Below are 25,706 nucleotides of genomic sequence, written 5' to 3' on the forward strand. Positions count from 1 at the left end.
ACTGGAAGGGCCGGAGCGATGGAGAACGAGCAGAAGCTTCGCGATTACCTGAGGCGTGCGACCGTCGAGCTGGCGGAGACGCGTCAGCGGTTGGCCGAGGATCAGGGTCGCAGGCATGAGCCGGTGGCGATCGTGGGGATGGCGTGTCGTTTTCCGGGTGGGGTGTCGGGTCCTGAGGAGTTGTGGGATCTGGTGGCGTCCGGTGGGGATGCGATCGGTGAGTTCCCGGGTGATCGGGGGTGGGATCTGGAGGGGTTGTTCGATCCGGATCCTGAGGCTGTGGGGAAGTCGTACACGCGGCATGGGGGGTTCGTGTACGAGGCGGGGGAGTTCGACGCTGGGTTCTTCGGGATGAGTCCGCGTACGGCTCTGGCGACGGATCCGCAGCATCGGTTGTTCCTGGAGTCGTGCTGGGAGGCGTTGGAGCGGGCCGGGATCGATCCGGGTGAGCTGCGGGGCAGCCGCACCGGCGTCTACGCGGGCAGCATGTACGAGCACTACTCCACCCGATTCCTGCACAAGGCGCCGGAGTCGGTCGAGGGCACCCTGTTCACCTCCAGCGCCTCCAGCGTCCTGGCCGGTCGCGTCTCGTACACCTTCGGGCTGGAGGGCCCGGCGCTCACCATCGACACCGCCTGCTCCTCCTCCCTGGTCGCGGTGCACCTGGCGGTGCAGGCCCTGCGGCGCGGCGAGTGCTCGCTGGCGCTGGCCGGCGGCGTGTCGGTGATGGCGACGCCGGTGCCGTTCGTCGAGTTCTCGCGCCAGCGCGCGCTGGCCCCGGACGGCCGGTGCAAGTCCTTCTCCTCCACCGCCGACGGCGCGGCGTGGGCCGAGGGCGTCGGGGTGCTGGTGCTGGAGCGGCTGTCGCAGGCGCGGCGCAACGGCCACCGCGTCCTCGCCGTGGTGCGCGGTTCGGCGGTCAACCAGGACGGCGCCTCGAACGGGTTGACCGCGCCGAGCGGTCCGGCCCAGGAGCGGGTGATCCGGGCGGCGCTGGCGGACGCGTTGCTGGACACGTGGGACGTGGACGTGGTGGAGGCGCACGGCACCGGGACGACGCTGGGCGACCCGATCGAGGCGCAGGCGCTGCTGGCCACGTACGGGCGTGGGCGTGCCGACGACCGGCCGGTGTGGCTGGGGTCGCTGAAGTCGAACATCGGTCACACGCAGGCGGCCGCCGGGGTGGCCGGCGTGATCAAGATGGTGCAGGCGCTGGAGCGCCGGGTGCTGCCGCCGACGTTGCACGTGGTGGAGCCGAGTCCGCACGTGGATTGGGCGTCCGGCGGGGTGCGGTTGCTGACGGAGCCGGTGGAGGTCCCGGGCGGGCGGCCGCTGCGGGCGGGGGTGTCGTCGTTCGGGGTCAGCGGCACGAACGCGCATGTGATCGTGGAGGGGATGGCGGAGGAGCCCGCCGTGGAGGCTCCCGCAGGTGGTGGTGAGGTGCTGGTGTGGCCGGTGTCGGCCAGGTCGGCGGACTCGCTGCGGGCGCAGGCGGGGCGGCTGCTGGCGTTCGCCCAGGGGGTCGCTGATCGGGATCTGGCGGGTGTGGGTCCGGTGCTGGGCCGGCGGGCCGGGTTCGAGCATCGCGCGGTGGTGGTGGCCGGGGACCGCGCAGGGCTGATGGAAGGGCTGTCGGCGCTGGCGGAGGGCCGGTCGAGCGCTTCTCTGGTGAGCGGGGTCGCCGCTCCCGGAGTCCGGCCGGTGTTCGTGTTCCCCGGTCAGGGTTCGCAGTGGGCGGGCATGGCCGTGGACCTGCTGGACACCGACGAGACGTTCCGGGCCGCCCTGCTCCGCTGCGAGGAGGCGCTGCGCCCGCACACCGGCTGGTCGGTCGAGGACGTGCTGCGCGGCGGGCCCGGCGCCCGTCCCCTGGACGGCACCGACGTCATCCAGCCCGTGCTGTTCGCGGTCATGGTCGCGCTCGCCGAGCTGTGGCGCTCGCTCGGCGTCCAGCCCGCCGCGGTGCTCGGCCACTCCCAGGGCGAGATCGCCGCCGCGTGCGTGGCGGGAGCGCTCTCCCTGGAGGACGCCGCCAAGATCGTGGCCTTGCGCAGCCGGGTGCTGACCAGGCTCGGCGGCACCGGCGGCATGCTCGCCGTGGCGCTGCCCGCGGCGCGGGCCCAGGAGCGGATCGAACCGTGGGCGGACCGGTTGTGGGTGGCCGTGCACAGCAGCCCCACCGGCTCGGTGGTGGCGGGCGAGGCCGACGCGCTGGAGGAGTTCGCGGCCGCGTGCGGGGACACCGTACGGGTGCGCCGCATCGCGGTCGACTACGCCTCGCACACCCCGCACGTCGAGGCGCTCCACGACGAGCTGATGGCCGTGCTGGGCGACGTGCTCCCGCGCGCCGCCGACGTCCGCTTCTGCTCCTCCCTCGCCGGCGGGTTCATCGACCCCGCCGAGCTGACCACCCGCTACTGGTACGACAACCTGCGCAATCCCGTACGTTTCGAGCAGGCGATCGGCACTGCCGGATCCGAGACCTCCCTGTTCGTCGAGGTCAGCCCGCATCCGCTGCTCGGGCCCGACATCGAGGCCATCTGCGAGGCCACCGGCACGCCCGCGGGCGTCTGCCACACGCTGCGCAGAAACGCGGGCGACCGCGCCCGTTTCCTCACGGCGCTGGCCCACGCGTGGGTGCTCGGCGCGCCCGTCTCCTGGAGGGACGCGCTGCCCAGCGCACCGCGCCCCCGCCAGGAGCCCCCGACCTACGCCTTCGCCAGGCGCAGGTTCTGGCTCACCGGCGACCAGACCGGCCCCGTGTCCGGGGCGGGCATCGACGGCTCCGGCCACCCGCTGCTCGACGCCGTCGTACCGGTCGCGGGAGACGGCTACGTGCTCACCGGACGGATCTCGCTGCGCGGCGCTCCCTGGCTGGCCGGCCACGCGGTGGCGGGCCGCGTGCTGCTCCCCGGCGCCGCCTTCGCCGACCTGGCCGTCGAAGCCGGGGTCCAGGCGGGCTGCGCCCGGCTCGACGAACTGGTCATCGAGACCCCGCTCTTCCTGCCCGACCAGGGCGCGGTCACCTTACAGATCACCGTCGACCCCCCGGACGAAGGACGGCGCGCCATCGCCATCCACTCCCGCACCGGCGCCGACGACGCCTGGACCCGGCATGCCTCGGGGGTGCTGGCGGGGGGCGTCGTGGGTTCGGGGGTGTGCGAGTGGGCGCGGGTGTGGCCGCCGGTGGACGCGGTGGCGGTGGATGTGGAGGGGGGTTATGAGCGGCTGGCGGGTCTGGGTTACGAGTACGGTCCGGCGTTCCAGGGGCTGCGGCGGTTGTGGCGTCGTGGTGAGGAGCTGTTCGCCGAGGTGGCGGCGCCGGACGGTGTGGACGTGACCGGCTTCGGCCTCCACCCCGCCCTGCTGGACGCGTCCTTCCACCCCCTCGTGCTGGCCGCCGGAGACGACGAGCTCCGTCTGCCGTTCGCGTTCGGCGACGTCCGGCTGCACGCCTCCGAGACCGCCGCGCTGCGCGTGCGCCTCACCACGACCGGCGAGGACGCCGTCGTCGAGATCGCCGACACCGCCGGCGCGCCGGTCCTGTCCATCGGCGCCATCCGGACCCGGCCCGCCGACGTCAGCCCGTCCGCCCGCACCGGCCTGCCCCTGTACGGGGTGGAGTGGGTCGAGGTGGCTGCTTCGGGGCGGGGTGGCGAGGAGCCGGTGGTGGTGTGGTGTGTGGGTGGGGCGGGGGATGTGCCGGCGGTGGTGCGTGGGTTGACGTCGCGGGTGCTGGGTGCGGTGGCGGGGGCGGGTTCTGCGCCGGTGGTGTTCGCGACGGTGGCGGGGGATGTGGCGGCTTCGGCGGTGTGGGGGTTGGTGCGGTCGGCGCAGAGTGAGCAGCCGGGGCGGTTCGTGCTGGCTGAGGTGCCGGAGGGGTTCGCCGGTTGGGATGTGGTGGTGGGTTCGGGGGAGTCGCAGGTGCGGGTGGTGGATGGGCGGGTGTATGCGCCGCGTCTGGTCCGTCGTGCGACCGCCGTCGACCAGGGCTCGGCCGCGCAGGTGTCCGGTACGGGCTCGGACCCGGTGTCCGGCCCGGTCGCCGGCCCGGTGTCGGGTGCGGTGCTGGTGACCGGCGGGACGGGTGGGCTGGGGGCGCTGGTGGCGCGGCGGTTGGTGGAGCGGCATGGGGTGCGGGATCTGGTGCTGGTGTCGCGGCGTGGCCTGGCGGCTGGGGGTGCTGGTGCTCTGGTGGCGGGGCTGGAGCAGGCGGGTGCTCGGGTGCGGGTGGTGGCGTGTGATGTGGCCGATCGGGCGGCGGTGGCGGACCTGGTGGGGTCGGTGGGTCCGCTGGCGGGGGTGGTGCATGCGGCCGGTGTGCTGGATGACGGTCTGGTGGAGGGGTTGACGCCGGAGCGGGTGGCGGGGGTGTTGGGGCCGAAGGCGGATGCGGCGTGGTTCCTGCATGAGCTGACGGTGTCTTCTCCTCCGGGGTTCTTCGTGTTGTTCTCCTCGCTGGCGGGGGTGCTGGGCAATGCGGGTCAGGGGGCGTACGCGGCGGCGAACGCGTTCCTGGACGGGCTGGCCGCTTCGCGGAACGCCGTAGGACTTCCGGCGGTGTCGGTGGCGTGGGGGTTGTGGGATGTGGAGTCGGCGATGACGGGCGCGTTGGGCGCGGCCGACCGGGCTCGGCTGGCGCGGGCGGGGATCGCCCCGCTGGGGGTGGAGGAGGGGCTGGCGTTGTTCGACGCGGCCTTGACGGGTGCGGAGCCCGCCGTCGTCGCCGCCCGCTGGGATCTGGCGGGTCTGCGGGCCAGGGCGGAGGACGACGGGCTGCCGGGGATGCTGCGCGGACTCGTACGCGCGCCTCGCCGGGCGGCGGGCAACGGGGCCGGAGCCGCCGGTTCGCTGGTGGCCCGGCTGACGGAGCTGGGCAGGGACGAGGCGTTGCGGTTGCTCACCGAGACCGTGCGCGACCACGTCGCCGCCGTGCTCGCGCACGGCGACCCCGACCAGGTCGACGTGGACCAGGCGTTCAACCAGCTCGGCTTCGACTCGCTGACGGCCGTCGAGCTGCGCAACCGGCTCAACGCCGACACCGGGCTGCGGCTGCCCGCGACCCTCGTCTTCGACCAGCCCACGGTCCGCTCGCTCTCGGGCTACCTGACCGGGGTGCTCGTCCCCGCGCCGCCCTCGGCCGAGGACACCTTGCGCACGGCCCTGGAACGGGTGGACGACCTGATGGCCGCGGCCAACGGGGAGGCGGAGGCCATGCGGGACCGGCTCACCACCCTCCTGCAGAGCGCGCTCTCCAGGCTCGGAGGCAATGGACAGCACGACGTCGTCGGCGTGCTGGACAAGATCGACGACGCGTCCGATGAGGAGATCTTCGCCCTCATCGACAACGAGCTGTGAACCCATGACCGCCTCGACCGGAAAGGCACGAACGATGGGGACTGAGGACAAGCTCCGCGCCTACCTCAAGCGCGCCACGGTCGAACTGGCCCAGGCGCGCGGCCGGCTCGCCGAGGTGGAGGAGCGCGCCCACGAGCCCATCGCGATCGTGGGCATGGCCTGCCGCTATCCCGGCGGCGGCGACACGGTCGAGGGGCTCTGGGACCTGCTGAGCGAGGGCCGCAGCGCGGTGCGCGAGGTGCCGGCGTCCCGCTGGGACAACGACGCCTACTACCACCCCGATCCGAGCACCCCCGGCGGCATCTACACCAGGTACGGCACCTTCCTGGACGACATCGCCGGCTGGGACGCCGAGTTCTTCGGCCTGTCACCGCGCGAGGCGCTGCGCATGGACCCCCACCAGCGCCTGCTGCTGGAGCTGGTGTGGGAGGGCCTGGAGAACGCCGGGCTGTCGCCCGCGCGGCTGGCCGGCAGCCGCACCGGCGTGATGGTCGGGCTCATGGACACCCTCCAGTACGGCCGGCTGCAGATCGAGCGGCAGGGCAGGGACGCCCTCGCCGACCCCTACCTGGGCCAGGGCGCGGTGCCCAGCGTCGCCGCCGGGCGCATCGCGTACCAGTTCGACCTGATCGGCCCCACCATCACGGTCGACACCGCCTGTTCCTCCTCGCTGATCGCCGTCCACCTGGCCTCGGAGAGCCTGCGCAGGGGCGAGTGCGAGCTGGCCATCGCGGCGGGCGTCTCGCTGACCATGCACCCGTCCCTCTACATCCAGGCGTGCGCCGGTCTGATGATGTGCTCCGACGGCCGGTGCAAGACCTTCGACGAGAACGCCGACGGCTACGTCATGGGGGAGGGCGGCGGCCTGGTCGTGCTGGAACGGCTGTCCAGCGCCCTCGCCAACGGCCGCCGCGTCCACGCCGTGCTGCGCGGGTCGGCGGTCAACCAGGACGGGCGGAGCAACGGGCTCACCGCGCCGAGCCGGCGCGCGCAGGCCGATGTGATCGGCCGCGCGCTCGTCGCCGCCCGCGTCTCCCCGGACGACGTCGCGTACGTGGAGGCGCACGGTTCCGGCACGCATCTCGGGGACGCCATCGAGCTGTCGGCGCTGCACGACGTCTTCGGCCGTCGCTCGCCCGACCGGTCGCTCCGCGTCGGCGCGATCAAGACCAACATCGGGCACACGCAGGCCGCGGCCGGAGTCGCCGGGCTGATCAAATCAGTGTTAATCCTGAAAAATGGGCGTATCCCGCCCAGCCTGCACCTGACCACCCCGGCGACCGCGTTCCCCGAGAACGGCGCCATCCGCCCCGTCACCGGCCTGGAACCGCTGCCACCGGAGCACGACGGTCCCGGCCTGGCCGGAGTCAGCTCGTTCGGACTGTCCGGCACGAACGCCCACGTCATCCTGGAGAAGGCGCCCCCGCCCGGCCCGCGTGAGACGCCCGTACGGGACACCGTCCAGCTCCTGCCGCTGTCGGCCGGCAGCGCCGCCGCGTTACGCGAGCAGGCCACCCGGCTCGCCGGCTGGGTGAACGCCCACCCCGGCGCGGCCGTGACCGACCTCGCCCACACGCTGCAGACCGGCCGGGCCGAACTCGACCACCGCCGCGTCCTGCTCTGCACCGGCCCTGACGACACCGTACGGGAACTGCGCGCCGTCGCCGCCGAGAGCGGAGAGGGCCACCGGGTGAAGGGCCGGCCCCGCGTCGCGTTCCTGCTCCCCGGCGTCGGCGACCAGTACGAAGGGCTGGGCAGGGAGCTGTACGCCAGGGAACCGGTGTACGCCGAGGCGGTGGACACCTGCGCCGAGCTGGTCCTGCGCCGCTCGGGCACGGACCTGCGGCCCCTGTTCTTCCCTCAGGAGGAGACCGCCGCCGGCCCCGGCGACCTGGCCGCCCTGCTCGGCCGTACCGGCGAGGCGTCCGCCGCGCCCGGCCCGCTGGATCACGCCGAGGTGGCCCACCCCTTCCTCTTCACCGCCGAGTACGCGCTGGCGAGGCTGCTCGGCCACTGGGGCGTCACCCCGGACCTGCTCATCGGCTACAGCCTCGGCGAGTACGTAGCCGCCTGCCTGGCCGGGGTCTTCACCCTGGACGACGCGCTGCACGTCATCGTCGAACGGGCCCACCTGATCAACGCGGTGCCCGCCGGGCGGATGCTCGCGGTCGCGGCGCCCGAGGACCACATCGCCGCCGTGCTCGGAGCCGCCGGGGTCGACGTGGACATCGCCGCCGGCAACGGCCCTTCGATGACCGTGCTGAGCGGGTCCCCCGCCGAGATCGAGGCGGCGGCGGACGCCCTGGCGGCGGAGGGCATCGCCCGCAGGACGCTGCGCTCCGCCCACGCCTTCCACTCCCGGCTGCTGCAGCCCGCCAGGGAGAAGCTCGCCGCCGTGCTCGACACCGTGCCGCGACAGGTCCCGGCCGTCCCCGTCGTCTCCAACCTCACCGGCCTTCCGCTCACCGCCGAACAGGCCACCGGCACCTCCTACTGGGCGGACCAGCTCGTCAGCACGGTCCGCTTCGCCGACGGCGTGCGCCACTGCCTGAGCCAGGACGTGGACGCGTTCGTCGAGCTGGGTCCCGGTCAGACGCTCGGCGGGCTGGTCAGGCAGAACCTGGCCGGTGGCTCCACCATCGCCGTGCTCGGCACCCTGCCGCCCCGCTGGACCGGCGGAGCGCCCCGCGACGCGCACGAGGAACTGCTCAGGACGTGCGCCCGGCTGTGGGAGCTCGGCGCCGAGGTGAACTGGGAGCGCACGCGCGAAGGCGGCGGCCGGGTGCTCAGCCTGCCCGCCTACCCCTTCCAGCGCACCCGCTTCTGGCCCGAGCAGACCGCGCCCGACGCCACCTGGAGCGCCCTGACCGCGTCCGCCGGACCCGACGTCGCCGGGGACGCCGAACCCGGCGACTTCACCTTCGCCCACACCTGGCGGCGGGACCCGGACCGGGACGTCCCCGAAGCCGGCCTGAGCCTGCCCGGCCCCCTCGTGGTCTTCGCCGACTCCGGCGGCGTGGGCGCCGCGCTCGCCGACCTGGCCGCCGCCTCCGGCACCCCCGTGCTCGAAGTGGTCGCGGGCCAGGGAGCGCCGCGCCGCGAGGGCCGCCGCCTGACCTTCGACCCCGCCGTCCCCGAGCACTACGCGCTCGCCTTCGCCGACCTGCCCCCGTCCGACGGGCCGGTGCACGTCGCGCACCTGTGGAGCCTCGACGCCCAAACAGGCGGTCTCCCCGGTGATCTCCCCGGCGACGACGGCCTGCGGAGGGCCGTGGCGCTCGGTTTCGACAGCCTCATGCTGGCCGTCCAGGCGCTCGGCGACCTGACGGGCCGGCCGGAGGCCCGGCTGCTCACGGTGACCAGGGGCGCGGCCGAGATCCTCGGCGGCGACCTCCCCGCCCCCTGGCAGGCCCTGGCGCACGGGCTCGGCCGGGCCGCCAGGCACGAGTACCCCGGCCTGACCTGGCAGGGCGCCGACCTGGACCCGGAACCGGGCGCCGCGCCCGCGTCCGCCGCCGGTCAGCTCGCCCGCGAACTCCTCCGCGCCCAGGACCACTCCGGCGGCGACGACCCGCTGGCCGGATGGCGGCGCGGGCGCCGCTGGGTGCGCGCCTGGGCCCCGGTCGCCACCGCGCCGCCGCAGTCCCCCGTCTGGCGCTCCGACGGCTCGTACCTGATCACAGGCGGGACGCGCGGGCTCGGCATGGCGCTCGCCAAGCACCTCGTCCGCGCGGGCGTACGGCGGCTCGCCCTGGTCGGCCGCACCCCGTTGGACCGCGAGGCGGGCTCCGGCGGGCTGACGGAAGCGGCCGAGCGCACCCTGCGCGACGTCGCCGAACTCTCGGCGAGCGGCGCGGACGTGCTGCTGCTCACCGCCGACACCGGGGTGCCCGACCAGCTCAGGGAGGCGTTGCGGCGCGGCAGGGAGCACTTCGGCTCGCTGACGGGCGTGATCCACGCCGCCGGACTGCCGGCCGCCGGCCTGCTGAGGCGGCGCACCGTCGCCGAGACCGCCCGGGTGCTCGCGCCGAAGGTCGCGGCCATGGGACCGCTGGCCGAGCTGGTCGGGCCCGCCACCCCGGCCGCCGGACGGCCGGAACTGCTCGTGCTGTACTCCTCCGCGGTCACCGCGTTCGGCGGCATCGGCGAAGGCGACTACTGCGCCGCCAACACCGTCCTGGACGCGTACGGTGACGCGCTCGCCGCCACCGCCCCTTCGACCAGGGTCGTGTCGGTCGCCTGGGGCCCCTGGCAGCACGACGTCTGGCAGTCGCGGAACCTCAAGTCGGCAGGCGGACTGGCCGACCGGGTGGCCGCCTACCGCGCCCGGTACGGCTTCGCCGACGAGGCGGGCTGCGCCCTGCTGGACCGGATCGTGGCCGGCGGCCACGGCAGCGTGATGGCGGTGCGGCAGCCGCTGCACGAGGTGCTGGACGCCTGGACGAGCATGCTCGACCTGGACGACCTCGTCGGATCCGCTTCCGCGGTGCCCGTGGGCGAGAGATTCCCGCGCCCGAGGCTGCGCACCGACTTCGCCGCGCCGCGTACCGAGGCGGAGTCCGAGATGGCCGAGCTGTGGGGCGCCTACCTCGGCATCGACCAGGTCGGCGTGCACGACCCGTTCTTCGACCTAGGCGGCAACTCGCTGGTCGGCATGGCCATGATGCTCGCGATCGAGCAGAGGCGGGGCCGCCCGGTCCCGCCCGCGCTGCTGTTCGAGCACCCGACCGTGGCGGAGTTCGCCGCCGCGCTCGACGACGCGGACGACGCGGACGGCGGGGGAGACCGGGATTCGCTCACCACCAGTTCGGCACGGGGGCAACGGCGGCGCCGGGCCCGTTCCAGTAACCGGAAATGAGGTCGGAAGACGTGATCGACGACATCGAGACCGAGAACTCCGGCACCGACATCGCCATCGTCGGCATGTCGGGCCGTTTCCCGGGGGCGTCCGACGTCGCCGAGCTGTGGTCCGCCGTCCGGGCCGGAGCGTCCGGGATCACCCGGTTCTCCGACGACGAGCTGCGCGCCGCCGGCGTCCCCGAGGACGTGCTGGCCGATCCCGCGTACGTCAAGGCCGCGCCGGTGATCGAGGGCGTCGAGCTGTTCGACGCGGCCTTCTTCGGGTTCAGCCCGAAGGAGGCGCAGATCCTCGACCCGCAGCACCGGCTGTTCCTGGAGCACAGCCACGCGGCCCTGGAGGACGCGGGCTGCGACCCCCGGCGCTTCGACGGCTCCATCGGGGTGTTCGGCGGCTGCGCGCACAGCTCGTACATGCAGAACAACCTGCTGCCCAGCGGCATCGGCGCGGTGATGGGCGACCTCGCGCTCGGGCTGGCCAACGACAAGGACTCGCTGACCACCCGGGTGGCGCACACCCTGGGGCTGACCGGCCCGTCGTACGGCGTCCAGAGCTACTGCTCGACGTCGCTGGTCGCGATCTGCGCCGCGGCGACCAGCCTGGCCGGCTTCGAGTGCGACCTGGCCCTGGCCGGAGGCGTCGCGGTCAGCGTGCCGCACCGCGTCGGCTACCTCTACCAGCAGGGCGGCATCTCCCCGCCGGACGGCGAGTGCCGCGCCTTCGACGCGACCGGCCTCGGCGCCCCGCTCGGCAGCGGCGTCGGCGTGGTCGCGCTGCGCCGGCTGGAGGACGCGCTCGCCGACGGCGACCAGATCTACGCCGTCATGCGCGGCTGGGCGGTCAACAACGACGCCGGTCGCAAGGTCGGCTTCACCGCGCCGGGCGTGCAGGGCCAGGCGGCGGTGATGGCCGAGGCCCTGGCCAGCGCCGACCTGACGGCCGCCGACATCGACTACGTGGAGGCGCACGGCACCGGCACCGCGCTCGGTGACGCCGCCGAGCTGGCCGCGCTCCAGCAGGTGTTCCGCGGGCAGTCGCTGCTGATCGGCTCGGTCAAGACCAACCTCGGCCACCTCGACCGGGCGGCCGGGGTCACCAACCTGATCAAGGCGGCGCTCGCGCTGCGGGACGACGAGATCCCCCCGACGCTCAACCTCAGCGAGCCCAACCCGCAGCTCGGCGCGGGCGACGCCCGGCTGGAAGTGGTGACCCGGCGGCGAGCCTGGCCCCGAAGGACCGGGCACGTCCGCCGGGCGGGAGTGAGCGCGTTCGGGATCGGCGGCACCAACGCCCACGTCGTGCTGGAGGAAGCGCCGCTGGTCCCCAGGACGGAGGAGGAGCCGCGCCCCGAGCCGCTGGTGTGGTCGGCCCGCACGGCCGCCGCCGCCGACGAGATGACCGGGCGTCTGGCCGCGCACCTGGCCGGGCCCGGGAGCGGGACGCGCCTCGCCGACGTGGCCCACACCCTGCAGAACGGCCGGCAGGTCTTCGGCCACCGCAGGATGCTGATGGCCTCGTCCACCGCCGAGGCCGCCGCCGCCCTCCGCGACGGGGCGGTGCTGAGCCGCGCCGAGAGCCGCGCCGACCGGCCGGTCGCCTTCCTCATCGCCGGGACCGGCGAGCAGTACCCGGGCATGGCGGCCGAGCTGTACCGCACCGAGCCCGTCTTCCGGCAGACGCTCGACGAATGCCGCACCGTGCTGCGCGGCCGGATGGGCGGCGCCGACCCGCTCGCCGAGATGCTGGCCCCGCGCGCCGCGGCCGGTGACCTCAGCGCCCTGCTCGGCCGCGCCCCGGCCACCGCCGCGACCCCGACCGGCGTGCTCCAGCCCGCGCTGTTCGCGGTCGAGTACGCACTCGCCACCCTGGTCTGCTCGTGGGGCGTGCGTCCCGCCGTCCTGGCCGGCTACAGCCTGGGCGAGTACGTCGCCGCCTGCCTGGCCGGAGTCCTGTCACCGGAGTCGGCGCTGGCCCTGGTGGCGCACCGCGCGCGGCTCATCGACGCGCTGCCCGAGGGCGCGATGAGCGCCGTCCCGCTGCCAGCCGCCGAGGCGCGCGAACGCCTGGCACGGGCCGGGATCACGGGAGTGGACGTCGCCGCCGTGAGCGGCCCCGAGCTGACCGTGCTGGCGGGAGAGCCGCACGCCATGGCGGCGGCGCGCGCCCTGCTGGAGGCCGACGCGGTGCCGTGCCGCCCGCTGGCCACCACGCACGCCTTCCACTCGGCCATGATGGAGCCGATCCGCGAGGAGCTCACGGCGTGGATCGCGGAGAACGTGACCCTGAACGCGCCGCGCGTGCCGTACGTGTCCAACGTGACCGGCGCCCTGGCCACCGCCGAACAGGTGACCGACCCCGCCTACTGGGCCGAGCACATGTGCGCGCCCGTCCAGTTCGACGCCGTCCTGGCCACGCTGCTGCGGCAGGAGGGCGAGGCGGCGCTGCTGGAGATCGGCCCCGGCCAGTCGCTCGGCGCGATGGCGCGCGGGCACCGCGACTGCGCCCGCGAGCGCTGGCCGCTGGTCGTGGCCACGCTGCCGGGCGCGCAGGACCCCCGCCCGGCCACCGCCGTGCTGGCCGAGGCCGCCGGGCGGCTCTGGCTGGCGGGCGTGCCGGTCGACTGGCCCGGCTACCGCCAGGACCGGCCGGTCGCCAAGGTCGGCCTGCCCACCTACCCCTTCCAGCGCGAGCGCTACTGGGTGGACCCCCCGGCCGCCCGCCCCTCCAGCCCTGTTCCGGCTGCCGTGCCCGAGGCCGAGGCCGGGCCCGAGGACGTGCTCGGCGCCACTGCGGGACGGGCGGAGCCGCACGTACGGCTGATGGCCACACGGTGGACGACAGCCCCCGAGCCGCCGCAGCCGGCGGTGCCGGTCGCCCGCTGCGTCCTGCTGACCGGCCCCGCCGAGGCGGCCGAAGCCTTGACCCGCACGCTCCGCGCCGACGGGATCGAGGTGGTGACCGTCACCTCGTCGGACGCCTTCGCGGAGACCCCGGACGGTTACGCCATCGACCCCGCGTCAGCGGCCTCCCACGCCGAGCTGGTGGCACGGCTGGCGGAAAGGCCCCTGGACGGCCGGACGGGCGAGCCGGCGGGCGGCGTCCCCACCGTGCTGGTGGACCTGAGACTGCTCGGCGAGAGAGAACCGAGCTCCGACGGCCGCGCCTGGTTGCCGCCCCTGGCGCGCCTGTTCGACGCCTGGGGCGAGTCCGGCACCGGGGTGCGCGTCCTCCTGGCCACCTCGGGCGGGCAGGCGGTGACAGCCGGCGAGGTCCCCCACCCGGGGCAGGCCGCCGCCGCCACCCTGCCGATGGTCGCCAACCAGGAGTACCTGAACCTGGACTGCGCCACCGTGGACCTGGACCCCGAGGCGGGTCCCGCGGCGGTCGCCGAGGCGCTGGCCGCGGAGATCCGCCGACCCTCCGGCGAGGTGTTCACCGCCTGCAGAGAAGGCCGCCGCCTGGTCCGCGTCTTCACCCCCCAGGACTCCACCGAGCCCCATGAGGAGCCGGGCGAGGGCGGTGGCGCCGGGTGCGCGATCCGGCAGGGCGGAACGTACCTGATCACCGGCGGCCTCGGGGACGTCGGGCTGCTCGTCGCCGGTCACCTGGCCCGTGGGGGCGCCCGGCGCCTGATCCTCACCAGCCGCCGGGGCGTGCCCGAGGACGACGGCGACCCCCGCCGCGAGGGCGTGCGCCGGTTGCGCGAGCTCGGCGCCGAGGTGCTCACGCCCCGGGTCGACGTCACCGACGCAGCCGCCATGCGCGCGATGCTCGACGACGTGCTCCACGCCCCGGCCGGCCGGGCGCTCCGGGAGGGGGCGCGGCTGGACGGGGTCGTGCATGCCGCCGCCGACACCGGACAGGACACCTTCCACCCGCTGCGCGACCTCGACGACGCCGCCGTGGAGAAGAACTACGCCGCCAAGGTCGGCGGCGCGCTGGTGCTGGAACGGCTGCTGGACGAGCTGCCCGCCGACCGCGCGCCCGACTTCTGCCTGCTGTTCTCGTCCACCTCCGCCGTGCTGGGCGGCATCGCGTTCGCCGGGTACGCGGCGGCCAACGCCGCGCTGACCACGATCGGCCGGCGCAACGACGCCCGCCGCGGTCCCACCCGGTGGCTGAGCGCCGCCTGGGACACCTGGGCGGTCACCCTCGGCCGGATCGAAGGCGGGATGGGCGCGGCGATGGCCGCCCACTCCATGAGCTCCGAGCAGGCGCTGGCCGCCTTCGACGAACTGCTGGCCGTCTCCCGGCCCAGCCTCGTCGTGGCCGCCGGCGGTCTGGACGACCGGCTGCCGCACGCCCTGCCCGCCGCCGGTCCCGCCACGGCCGTCGCGGCCGGCGACCGGTTTCCGCGCCCGGAGCTGCCGCAGCCCTACACGCCGCCGCTGTCGGCGGCGGAACGGGACCTGGCCGATCTCTGGTCGGAGGTGCTGGGCATCGAACCGGTGGGCACCCGGGACAACTTCTTCGACCTCGGCGGCAACTCACTGGTCGCGCTCCAGATGCTCGCGCTGGTGAAGCAGCGGTTCGGCGTCGCGGTGCCGACCGTGACGCTGTTCGAGGCGCCGACGGTCGCCACCCTGGCGGCCGTCGTCGCCGAGCGCGTCTCCCCCCGGACCCCCGCGCTCCGGGTCGCCGAGGCGCCGCGACGCGACGCCGGAGAGCCGGTCCGGTCCGATCACGCCGACCAGGACGACCGGCGGATCGCCGTCGTCGGCATGGCCGGGCGCTTCCCCGGCGCGGGCGACGTCGGCACGTTCTGGCGCAACCTGCGCGAAGGCGTCGAGTCCATCACCTTCTTCTCCGATGAGGAGCTGCTGGCGGCCGGGGCCGACCCCCAGCAGATCAAGGACCCCGCGTACGTTCCCGCCCGGCCGGTGCTGGACGACATCAGCGGCTTCGACGCCGCCTTCTTCGGCATGAGCCCCCGGATGGCCGCGATCAACGATCCGCAGCAGCGGGCCTTCCTGGAGGTGTGCTGGGAGGCGCTGGAGCAGGCCGGGTACGCGGCGCCCGAGCACCGAGGCCGGGTCGGCGTGTTCGGCGGCGCCAACATCAGCACGTACCTGCTGCGGATGACCGACCACCTGCTCGGCGGCGGGCAGCAGGAGTTCAGCGACTTCGAGGTCATCATGGGCAACGACAAGGACGCCCTGACCACGACCGTCTCGTACCTGCTCGACCTGTACGGGCCGAGCGTGGCCGTGCAGACCTTCTGCTCCACCTCGCTGGTCGCCGCCCACCTGGCGGTGCGCAGCCTGCGGGCCGGCGAGTGCGAGCTGGCGCTGGCGGGTGGCGTCTCGATCCGGGTGCCCGACCGGGTGGGCCACCTGTTCGGGCCGGGAGGGCAGGAGTCGCCGGACGGGCACGTGCGCGCCTTCGACGCCCGGGCCAAGGGCAGCATGTTCGGCGACGGCGCGGCCGCGGTGCTGCTCAAGCGGCTGCCCGACGCCGTGCGCGACGGAGACCACATCTGGGCGGTGATCCGCGGCTCCGCCATGAACAACGACGGCGCGCTCAAGGTCGGCTACACGGCGCCCAGCGTCGTCGGCCAGGCCAGGGTGATCGCCGACGCGATGGCCGACGCGGGCGTCACCGGCGAGGACATCAGCTACGTCGAGGCGCACGGCACCGCCACCGAGCTGGGCGACCCGATCGAGGTGGCCGCGCTGACCCGCGCGTTCGGCCCCACCAGGGACAAGAAGTACTGCCCGATCGGGTCGGTGAAGACCAACGTCGGCCACCTGGACAGGGCCGCCGGCGCGAGCGGCCTGATCAAGACGTCGCTGGCGGCCAGGGAGGGCGTGATCCCGCCCAGCCTGCACTACACCAGCCCCAACCCGGAGATCGACTTCGACGACAGCCCGTTCTACGTCAACGCCGAGCTGTCCCCCTGGCGCACCCGCGACGGCCGCCCGCGCATCGCGGGCCTCAACTCCCTGGGCATGGGAGGGACCAACGTGCACATGGTCATCGAGGAACCGCCCCACCGGCCCGACCCCCGGCCGCCGGCCCGCCGCTACCAGGTGCTGCCCGTCTCGGCGCGGAACGCCCCCGCGGCCGACGCCGCGGTGCGGCGGCTGGGCGAGCACCTGGCCGCCGAGCCCGGCGGGCGGCTCGCCGACGTGGCCTACACGCTGCAGGTCGGCCGCAAGACGTTCGAGCACCGGCGGGCGCTGGTCGCCGCCGACGGGCAGGCCGCCGCGGCCGCGTTCACCGGCTCGCGCCGGGAGGGACTGCTGGGCCGGGTGGACACCGTACGGGACCGCCGGACGGGTTTCCTGCTGACAGGAGTCGGCGAGCAGTACCCGGGCCTGGCCGGCGACCTCTACCGGCACGAGCCCGCCTTCCGCTCGGCCCTGGACGAGTGCCTGGACCTGCTGGGGAACCACCTCGGCGACGCCGACGTCGCCGGCCTGCTGACCGGCGAGCGGGAGCCGGGCGCCGGCCTGGCCGCCCTGCTGGGCCGTTCGCCAGCCGGCGGGGGAGGCGCCGACGGCGCGCCCGGGCGGAACGCGGCGCTGCAGCGCACCGAGGTGGTCCAGCCCGCGCTGTTCGCCGTCGAGTACGCGCTCGCCCGCACCCTGATGTCCTGGGGCCTCCAGCCGGCGATCATGCTCGGCTACAGCCTCGGCGAGTACGTCGCCGCCTGCCTGGCCGGGGTGCTGTCGCTGCCCGACGCCATCGCCCTGGTCGCGCACCGGGCCAGACTGATCGCCGCGCTGCCGCCGGGCGCGATGCTGGCCGTCTCGCTCCCCGTGGACGTCCTGAGCCGGCGCTTCCCGCCGCGGGAGCGCGGGCTCGACGTCGCCGCCGTCAACGGCCCCGAGACCGTCGTGGTCGCCGGGCCGGTGGACGCGGTCGAGGAGCTCGCCGCCGACCTGCGCCTGGCCGGGATCGCCTGCCGGCCGCTGGAGACCACGCACGCGTTCCACTCCCGCATGCTGGAGCCGGTGAGCGACGAGCTCACCCAGTGGATCAAGGCCGAGGTCACGCTCAACCCGCCGGCGCTGCCGTACATCTCGAACGTGACCGGCGCGATCGCCGACGCCGAGCTCGTGTGCGACCCCGGCTACTGGGCCAGGCACATGTGCGGGACCGTGCTCTTCCAGGCCGGGGCCGAGACCCTGCTGGCCGAGCCGGAGCTGGCCCTGGTCGAGATCGGCCCCGGCCAGTCGCTGGGCGCGCTGGTGCGCGGAGCCGGCTGTCCGGCCGAGCGCTGGTCGCTGATCACCCACACGCAGCCCGCCGCGAGCGACCCCAGGCCGGGGGACGAGGTGCTGGCGGACTGCCTCGCCCGGCTCTGGCTCTGCGGCGTCACCGTCGACTGGGACGCCTACCACGGGCGCGCCGAGGACGCCGACCCCGCGGAGCTGCCCGGCCGGATCCCGCTGCCCACCTATCCGTTCCAGCGGCAGCGCTACTGGATCGACCCGCCCGCCCGGCCCGAGGCCGGCCGCCAGGTCCCGGCCGAGCCCGAGGACCTGTTCGAGGCCATCACGAGCCTGCCCAAGCTGCCCGAGGACGAGTGGCTCTACCTGCCCGTGTGGCAGCAGACGGCGCCGACCGGCGCGGCGGAGCGGTCACCCGGCTCGTGGCTGGTCTTCACCCGCGAGGGGCTGGCCGACGAGGTGCTGGCGGCCCTGCGCGGCGCCGCCGCGAGGACCGGCGCCGCCGTCACGGCGGTGCGCCCCGGCGACGCGTACGCGGCCGGCGCGGACGGCCACACGGTCAGGCCGGGCGACGTCGCCGACATGCTCGCCGTGCTGCGCGACCTGCGCGCGGCGGGACGGCCGCTGGAGCGGGTCGTGCACCTGTGGAACCTGGACCCCGACGCGCACGACACCGCCGTCGCCCGCGGCCTGCACACCCTCGTCGCGCTGGCCCGCGCCGCCGGCGAGTCCGGCATCGGCGAGTGGTCGCTCGACGCCGTCGTCTCCGGCACCCAGCAGGTGCTCGGGGAGGAGGTGGCGCACCCGGCAGGGGCCACGCTGCTCGGGCCGTCGCTGGTGATCCCGCTGGAGTACCCGGGCGTGGACACCCGCCTGATCGACCTGCCGGCGGGCCCGTCCGCGCGCGACCTGCGGAGCCTGGCCGCCGAGCTGGCCGGCGCGCGGGACGACCGGACGGTCGCGCTGCGCCACGGCCGCCGCTACGTCCCCGGCTACGCCAGGATGCCCGCCCCGCCGCTGCCGGACGGCCCGGCCGCCGACGCCACCGGGCTGCGCCAGGAAGGCGTCTACCTGATCACCGGCGGGCTGGGCGGCATCGCGCTCGGCCTGGCCGAGCACCTGGCCCGCGACTACCGGGCCAAGCTGGTCCTGCTGGCCAGGCGCGGCCTGCCGCCGCGCGCCGACTGGCCCGCCGTCCTGTCCGGCGCACGCGCCGCCGACGACGTCACGCGGGACAGGGTACGGCGGGTCAGCGAGCTGATCGCGCTGGGGGCGGAGGTCGAGGTCGTCACCGGCGACGCCGCGAGCGCCGCGGACGTGCGCCGCGCCGTCGAGGCGGCGACCGGGCGCTTCGGCGCGCTGCACGGCGTGCTGCACGCGGCCGGAGTCCCGGCCATGGGCCTGATGCAGTTCAAACGCCCCGAGGAACTGGACGAGGTGCTCGCCCCCAAGATCGGCGGAGCGCTGGCGCTGGCAGAGGCGCTGCGCCTCGGCCGGCCGGACGAGGTCGGGCTGGACCTCCTGGTGCTGTTCTCCTCGATCACCTCCGCGACCGGCGGCGGCCCCGGCCAGGTGGACTACTGCGCCGCCAACGCCTTCCTGGACGGCTACGCCTGCGAGCTGGCAGCGACCGGGCGCCGCGTGGTGTCCGTCGGCTGGGGCGAGTGGACGTGGAACGCCTGGGAGGCCGGGCTCGACGGGTACGAGGAGGCGTTGCGCGACTTCTTCCGGCGGAACCGGGCCCGCGTCGGGATCGGGTTCGCCGACGGCTGGCGCTCGCTGCTGCGGGCGCTGGCGACCGGCGAGCCGCGGGTCGTGGTGTCCACGCAGGACTTCCCCACGCTGGTGAGCGGCAGCTCCCGCTTCACCCTGGAGGCGGTCACCTCGCCCGCCATGGGCGGCGGGAGCGAACGCCACCCCCGGCCCGAGCTGGTCACCTCCTACCAGGAGCCCGACGGCGCCACCGAGGAGGCCATCGCCGCGATCTGGGGCGAGTCCCTGCGGCTGGACCAGGTGGGCGTGCTGGACAACTTCTTCGAACTGGGCGGCAACTCACTGCTCGGCGTCGCCATCGTGGCCTCGGTCCGGCGCGCGTTCGAGCTGCCGGAACTGCCGCCGCACATCCTCTACGAGGCGCCGACGGTCGCGGCCCTGAGCCGCACCGTCGACGCCCTCGTCTCGGGCGCGGCCACCGCCGTCGCGGACGGCGGCAGCCAGGTGCGGGCCCAGCTGAGACGTTCGGGGCTGGAGGCCTCGGCCGCACGCAGACGCGGCAGGTGAGGACGCCGCGGGACCACCGAACCAGCGATCTAGGAGCGCAACGATGAGTGGAACGGAGACGACATGACGGTGATCGGGGTGATCGGCGCCGGCGTCATGGGAGTCGGCGTCGCCCAGAACCTCGCCGCGACGGGTCACGACGTGGTGCTGGTCGACAAGGACGAGCAGACGCTGGCCGGCGCGCTGGCGACCATCAGGCACAACACCCGGATGAGCCGCCTCATGGGCGGCCCCGCACTGGACCCCGACGAGGTCCTGTCCAGGATCACCACCGCCGTCGGGGCCGCGGGCGCCGCCAAGGCGGACCTCGTCATCGAGAACGTGACCGAGAACTGGGACGTCAAGCGGGAGGTGTACGAGACGCTCGACGCCGAGTGCGGCCCCGGCACCGTCTTCGTGGTCAACACCTCCGCCATCCCGATCACCAAGGTGGGCGCGGTCACCGGCCGCCCGGACCGGGTGATCGGGGTGCACTTCATGAACCCGGTGCCGGCCAAACCGGTCGTGGAGCTGATCCCCGGCTTCCACACCTCGCAGGAGACGATCGAGCGTACCGAGACCCTGCTCAGCGCCATGGGCAAGAAGGCCGTGCGGGTCAAGGACTCCTCCGGCTTCGTCTCCAACCGGGTGCTGATGCTCACCGTGAACGAGGCGGCCTATCTCGTGCACGAGGGCGTGGCGGACGCCGCGTCGGTGGACGAGGTGTTCCGCGGCTGCTTCGGCCACCCGATGGGTCCGCTGGAGACCGCCGACCTGATCGGCGTCGACACGATCCTCTACAGCGTCGAAGTGCTCTACGAGCACTACGCCGACAGCAAGTACCGCCCCTGCCCGCTGCTGAAGCAGATGACCGACGCCGGGTTGCACGGCCGCAAGTCCGGCAGGGGCTTCTACACCTACGACTCGACGAACTGAAAGGGAGCCACCTCCATGTCCGTTACCGCGAAAGACCAGATCCTCGCCTTCGTCCGGGAGCGTTACCCGCAGGCGGAGATCGACGCATCGCAGGACATCTTCGCCCTCGGCTTCGTCAACTCGCTGTTCGCGATGGAACTGGTGATGTTCGTGGAGAAGACCTTCGAGGTCACCATCCCCAACGAGGAACTGCGGATCGACAACTTCAGGACCGCGGACACCATGGCCACGCTGGTGGCCAGGCTCGCCCCCGGCCTGGCCGCCGCGTGACGCTCACCGACCCGGCGCCGGCCGCGCCCACCGCGCCGGCCGCCGGGCGAGTCACCGACCGGCGTTCGGCCCGCGCGTTCGTCGACACGCACGTCGTGCCGCGCGCCGACGCCTACGACCGGGAGGGCCGCGTCCCCGAGGACCTGCTGCGCCAGGTCGCGGAGGCGGGCCTGTGGGCGCCCTTCCTGCCGCTCGGCTCGGGCGGCATCGGGATGGACATGGTCACCCTGGGGGAGGTGCACGAGGAGGTGGGGCGCGGCTGCTCCTCCCTCCGCAGCCTGCTCACCGTCCACACCATGGTGGCGTGGACGGTGCAGCGGTGGGGCACCGCCGCCCAGCGTGACCGGTGGACGCCGGCGCTCGGCAGCGGTGCCGTGCTCGGCGCGTTCTGCCTGTCGGAGCCCGGCGTGGGCAGCGACACCGCGGGGATCACCACGACCGCCGTCGAGTCCGGCGGCGGCTGGGTGCTGAACGGGGTCAAGAAGTGGACCACGGGCGGCCAGCGCGCGGACCTGTTCCTGGTGTTCGCCCGCACGGCCGCCAGCATCGGCGCCTTCCTGGTCGCCAGGGACGCGCCGGGAGTCCGGGTACGGCCCATCGACGACATGCTCGGCACCCGCGCCTCCATGCTGGCGGAGATCTCCTTCGACGACGTCGAGCTCGGCCCCGACGCGCTGCTCGGCCCGAGCGGCTTCACCGCGGGCATGGTGCTCACCGGCACCCTCGACCTCGGCCGTTACAGCGTGGCCGCGGGCTCGCTGGGCATCCTCCAGGCGTGCCTGGAGGCGTCCTCCGCCTACGCCGCGCACCGCAGGGTCGGCGGGTCGCCGCTGCGCGACCTGCCGCTGATCCAGGCCAAGCTGTCCGACATGGTGACCGACGCGCGGGCGGCCAGGCTGCTGCTCGCCGAGGCCGGCCGGCTGAAGGACACCGGTGACTCGGCGACGCTCATGGCCACCTGGATCGCCAAGTACTTCGCGTCCACGGCCGCCGTGCGGCACGCGGCGGAGGCGGTGCAGATCCACGGCGCCAACGGGTGCAGCCCGGACTTCCCCGTCGCGCGCCTGTACCGGGACGCCAAGGTGATGGAGATCATCGAGGGCAGCAACGAGATCCAGCGGATCACCATCGCCGGCCAGGCGGAGAGGGAGAAGACGCCATGTCCGTGACCACCGCGACGACAGCCGTCACCGCGACGCCCCCGCTCCCGGAGAAGCCGAAGCGGGGCCGGATCAAGTGCATCGTGTGGGACCTCGACAACACCCTGTGGGACGGGGTGCTCCTGGAGGACGGCGACGTCACCGTACGCCCCGCCGTCGTCGAGCGGATCCACGAACTCGACCGCAAGGGCATCCTGCACTCCGTCGCCAGCAAGAACGACAGGGACGCGGCCATGGAGAAGCTGCGCGCCTTCGGGCTGGAGGAGATGTTCCTGTACCCGCAGATCAACTGGAACCCCAAGTCGGACTCCATCCGGCACCTCGCCAAGGCGCTCAACCTCGGCCTGGACGCCTTCGCGTTCGTCGACGACCAGGCGTTCGAGCTCGCCGAGGTGGCGCACGGGGTCCCCGAGGTGACCTGCGTCGACGTCCTGGAGCTGGAGGAGGCGCTGGAGCGGCCGGAGTTCCGGCCGCGCTTCGTCACCGACGAGTCCGCCCTGCGGCGCGGCATGTACCGCAGCCAGATCGCCAGGGACGAGCTGGAGGGCGAGTTCGTCGGCACGAACGAGGAGTTCCTGGCCGGCCTGGAGATGTCGTTCACCATCGCGCCCGCAAGAAGGGAGGACCTGCAGCGGGCCGAGGAGCTGACCGTGCGGACCAACCAGCTGAACTCCACCGGCCGCACCTACTCCTACGAGGAGCTGGACGCGCTGCGTGAGTCGCCGGACCACCTGCTCCTGGTGGCCTCGCTCACCGACCGGTTCGGCGGCTACGGCAAGATCGGCCTGGCCCTGGTGGAGAAGGGCGAGGACGCCTGGTGGCTGCGCATGATGCTGATGTCGTGCCGGGTGATGTCGCGCGGCGTCGGCATGGTGCTGCTCAACCACGTGCTGCGGCTGGCGGTGGAGGCGGGCGTGAAGGTGCGGGCCGACTTCGTGGAGACCGGCCGCAACCGGATGATGCAGGTGACGTACGCGTTCGCCGGGTTCCACGAGGTCGGCAGGGACGGCGCGCACGTCGTGCTGGAGGCCGACCTGACAGCGGTGCAGCCGCCGCCGCCGTACGTGAAAGTCGAGATCGTCGAGTGAGGAACCCACATGACCGTCTATGACGAGACGACCGACGGCCTCCTGGCGAGCTGGCTGCCGTTCCGCGCCCTGACCGGCGCCGAGCCCGGCGCGCTGCCGCTCTACTGCCTGCCGCACGCGGGCGGCGCGGCGTCGGCCTTCCGGTCGTGGCAGCGCGAGCTGCCCGGGGTCGCGGTGCAGCCGGTGCAGCTTCCGGGGCGGGAGAGCAGGCACAGGGAGCAGCCCTACCTGCGGATGGAGCCGCTGGTCTCCGACCTGGCCGACGCGGTGCTCGCCGACGTCGAGCTGTCGGCCGCGGGCCACCGGTACGCGCTGTACGGGCACAGCCTCGGCGGCCTCGTGGCCTTCGAGCTGGTCAGGGAGGTCAGGCGGCGCGGCGGCCCGCTGCCCGTGCACCTGTTCGTCTCCGGGTCCGACGCCCCGCACGTCACCTTCGAGGGCGGGCCGCCGGTGCGCGAGATGAGCAGGGCGGAGGTGGTCGTGCTGCTGCGCAGGCTGGGCGGCACGCCGGAGTGGCTGCTGGCCGACCCGGGGGCGCTGGAGATGATCCTGCCCGCGGTCAAGGCCGACTTCACCGTCAAGGAGACCTACCGCTACACGGACGAGCCGCCGCTGGCCGTGCCGATCTCGGCGATGCCGAGCGGCGCCGACCCGCGCGTCGCGCCGGCGAAGGTGGCGGCGTGGCGTGACCAGACCGCGGGCGCGTTCGCCCTGCACCCCTTCGAGGGCGGCCACTTCGCGGTCTTCGAGCAGGCGCCGAGGACCAGGGGCATCGTGGCCGAGGCGCTGCGGCCGTGGGTGTGAGGGTCTGGCGGGTCGACCTGGACCGCCCGGAGCGGCCGGGGTGGTGGCACTGCCTGTCGGACGCCGAGCGCGACAAGGCCGCGGCGCTGGCGGAGCCGCTCGCGCGGCGGCGCTACGTGGCCGCGCACGCGGCCCTGCGCGCCGTCCTGGGAAGCCTGTGCGGCCTGCCCGCCGGGCGGCTCGTGTTCGGCGCCGGCGAGTCGGGCCGCCCCTGCCTGCGGACCCCCGCGGGACGGCCGCGGCCCGACTTCAACCTGTCCCATTCGGGGCGGTGGGCGCTGATCGCGGTCACGGCGCCGGGCGGCCGGGTCGGCGTCGACGTGGAACGCGTCCGCGACGACTTCGACCATCTGGAGATGGCGCGGCGGATGTACCAGCCGGAGGAGGCCGCCCGGGTCCGCACGGCCGGGCCGGAAGCGGGCCTGGCGGAGTACTTCCGGTTGTGGACTGCCAAGGAGGCGTACGTCAAGGCGAGCGGGGCCGGGCTGGCCGGCCTGCGTGACGTCCTCGTGCGCCCCGACTCCGGCACGTGCGCGGAGAGCCGGGGAGGGAGCGCGCTCTCGCGTTCCCTCCCCGGCTCCCAGGTTCCCGTCCGCTGGCTGGACGTCGCTCCCGGCTACGCCGCGGCGCTGGTCACGACCGCTTCGACACCGGCACCACGTACCGGCTGAAGACCAGGTCACGCAGCACGTCGTCGCCGCCTTCCACGATCGAGACGTACCGCATGTCGCGCAGCAGCTTGCCGATCACCGCCTCGTGGGTGTAGCCGAGGCCGCCGAACATCTCCGACGCCGCCGAGGCGATCCGCCAGCCGGTCTGGCCGCAGAACATCTTCGTGGTGAGCGCCGACTTCAGCGTGCCCACCCGCATGAACTCCTCGCCGGCGTCGGGCCCGGCCGCGATCGCGTCGTAGGCGCGGGCCGCGGCCAGGCACTGGTTGGTCATGACCTCGATCTCCATCTCGAACTGGCCGAGGCGGGAGGCGAAGACCGCGTTCGAGGTCAGCGGGGCGCCCTTCACCGACTTGGACTTGCCGTACTCCATGCACACGTCGCGGATCCGGCGGGCGATGCCCAGCGCGGTGGTGGCGATCAGGATGCGGCTGGCGTTCAGGCCGATCTCCAGCAGCCGCAGCCCGTTGCCGCGCAGGACGTTGCCCGCCGGCACCCGGACGCCGGACAGCGACACCTGGTAGGTCGCCGAGGCGCGCAGCCCGATCACGTCCCATCGCTTCTCCACGGTGACGCCCGGCGCGTCCCCCGGGACCAGCACGGCCAGGTAGCCGGACGGGTCGTCGGCGACGCGCGCGATCACCACGACGAACCGCGCGAAGGCGGTGTTGGTGGAGAACGCCTTCTGGCCGTCGAGCACCACCGTGTCACCCTCGCGCCGCGCGGTGGTGCCGATCCTGGCCAGCTCGCTGCCGGCGGCGTGCTCGCTGCCCAGCGTGGCGGCGAAACCGCCGCCGGCCAGCCCGCCCAGGTGCTCCTTGCGCAGTTCCTCGCTGCCGTACCACTGCACCATGCTCGTCGTGAGCACCGGGATGAACAGGGTGAAGGCCACCCCGGCGTCGGCGTAGGCGAGCTCGGAGGTGATCCGGACGCTCTCCTCCAGGCTGAGACCGAGCCCGCCGTACTCCTCGGGCAGCCACCATCCGGCCAGGCCGGTGGCGCCGAACCGCTCGTACAGCGGGAGCGGCGCCTCGGCCAGCGAGTCGAGATAGCCGTCCTTGCCGGTCAGCTCACGCCGTACGAACCCGCGCAGGGTCCGCAGGTGCTCGGGAGAGTTCATCGCCTGG

At 74.3% G+C, this 25,706-nt stretch carries 10 protein-coding genes; 9 read left to right on the forward strand and 1 reads right to left on the reverse strand.

Going from position 1 to position 25,706, the window contains the following annotated elements:
- Positions 1-18 precede the first annotated feature (18 nt).
- The 9 genes from ACQEUU_RS35625 to ACQEUU_RS35665 all read left to right on the forward strand — a co-directional run bounded on the left by ACQEUU_RS35625 (position 19) and on the right by ACQEUU_RS35665 (position 24,579).
- The gene (locus ACQEUU_RS35625) at positions 19-5,358 is read left to right on the forward strand and encodes an SDR family NAD(P)-dependent oxidoreductase (RefSeq protein WP_433074757.1); all 5,340 of its coding nucleotides are present in this window, start codon (positions 19-21) and stop codon (positions 5,356-5,358) included.
- Positions 5,359-5,392: 34 nt separating this feature from the next.
- Entirely contained in the window at positions 5,393-10,216 is a 4,824-nt protein-coding gene (locus ACQEUU_RS35630) for an SDR family NAD(P)-dependent oxidoreductase (protein WP_433074760.1), read from the forward strand.
- Positions 10,213-19,671: an SDR family oxidoreductase gene (locus ACQEUU_RS35635; protein WP_433074763.1), complete on the forward strand. Its 9,459-nt coding sequence runs from the start codon at positions 10,213-10,215 to the stop codon at positions 19,669-19,671. The genes ACQEUU_RS35630 and ACQEUU_RS35635 overlap by 4 nt, the downstream gene beginning before the upstream one ends.
- A 63-nt stretch (positions 19,672-19,734) precedes the next feature.
- The gene (locus tag ACQEUU_RS35640) at positions 19,735-20,586 is read left to right on the forward strand and encodes a 3-hydroxyacyl-CoA dehydrogenase family protein (RefSeq protein WP_433074766.1); all 852 of its coding nucleotides are present in this window, start codon (positions 19,735-19,737) and stop codon (positions 20,584-20,586) included.
- 15 nt (positions 20,587-20,601) lie between these two features.
- Positions 20,602-20,856, forward strand: coding sequence for an acyl carrier protein (locus tag ACQEUU_RS35645; RefSeq protein WP_433074769.1), 255 nt, complete (start codon positions 20,602-20,604; stop codon positions 20,854-20,856).
- Positions 20,853-22,025 (forward strand): acyl-CoA dehydrogenase family protein, encoded by a 1,173-nt coding sequence (locus ACQEUU_RS35650; protein WP_433074772.1) that lies wholly within the window; start codon positions 20,853-20,855, stop codon positions 22,023-22,025. Before ACQEUU_RS35645 ends, ACQEUU_RS35650 begins: the two co-directional genes overlap by 4 nt.
- Positions 22,016-23,104, forward strand: coding sequence for an HAD-IIIC family phosphatase (locus ACQEUU_RS35655; RefSeq protein WP_433074775.1), 1,089 nt, complete (start codon positions 22,016-22,018; stop codon positions 23,102-23,104). Before ACQEUU_RS35650 ends, ACQEUU_RS35655 begins: the two co-directional genes overlap by 10 nt.
- A 9-nt stretch (positions 23,105-23,113) precedes the next feature.
- Positions 23,114-23,908: a thioesterase II family protein gene (locus tag ACQEUU_RS35660; RefSeq protein ID WP_433074778.1), complete on the forward strand. Its 795-nt coding sequence runs from the start codon at positions 23,114-23,116 to the stop codon at positions 23,906-23,908.
- Entirely contained in the window at positions 23,899-24,579 is a 681-nt protein-coding gene (locus ACQEUU_RS35665) for a 4'-phosphopantetheinyl transferase family protein (RefSeq protein WP_433074781.1), read from the forward strand. Before ACQEUU_RS35660 ends, ACQEUU_RS35665 begins: the two co-directional genes overlap by 10 nt.
- Here the strand turns inward: ACQEUU_RS35665 and ACQEUU_RS35670 are convergent.
- Positions 24,542-25,699 (reverse strand): acyl-CoA dehydrogenase family protein, encoded by a 1,158-nt coding sequence (locus ACQEUU_RS35670; RefSeq protein WP_433074784.1) that lies wholly within the window; start codon positions 25,697-25,699, stop codon positions 24,542-24,544. The genes ACQEUU_RS35665 and ACQEUU_RS35670 overlap by 38 nt on opposite strands.
- Positions 25,700-25,706: the final 7 nt, after the last annotated feature.

Origin of the sequence: Nonomuraea sp. CA-218870 (assembly GCF_050936535.1) — a bacterium.
GTDB classification, from domain to species: Bacteria; Actinomycetota; Actinomycetes; order Streptosporangiales; family Streptosporangiaceae; genus Nonomuraea; species Nonomuraea corallina.

Coding starts and splice junctions, on each gene's coding strand:
- ACQEUU_RS35625 (WP_433074757.1), top strand. CDS start 19: ATGGAGAACGAGCAGAAGCTTCGCGATTACCTGAGGCGTGCGACCGTC.
- ACQEUU_RS35630 (WP_433074760.1), top strand. CDS start 5,393: ATGGGGACTGAGGACAAGCTCCGCGCCTACCTCAAGCGCGCCACGGTC.
- ACQEUU_RS35635 (WP_433074763.1), top strand. CDS start 10,213: ATGAGGTCGGAAGACGTGATCGACGACATCGAGACCGAGAACTCCGGC.
- ACQEUU_RS35640 (WP_433074766.1), top strand. CDS start 19,735: ATGACGGTGATCGGGGTGATCGGCGCCGGCGTCATGGGAGTCGGCGTC.
- ACQEUU_RS35645 (WP_433074769.1), top strand. CDS start 20,602: ATGTCCGTTACCGCGAAAGACCAGATCCTCGCCTTCGTCCGGGAGCGT.
- ACQEUU_RS35655 (WP_433074775.1), top strand. CDS start 22,016: ATGTCCGTGACCACCGCGACGACAGCCGTCACCGCGACGCCCCCGCTC.
- ACQEUU_RS35660 (WP_433074778.1), top strand. CDS start 23,114: ATGACCGTCTATGACGAGACGACCGACGGCCTCCTGGCGAGCTGGCTG.
- ACQEUU_RS35670 (WP_433074784.1), bottom strand. CDS start 25,699: ATGAACTCTCCCGAGCACCTGCGGACCCTGCGCGGGTTCGTACGGCGT.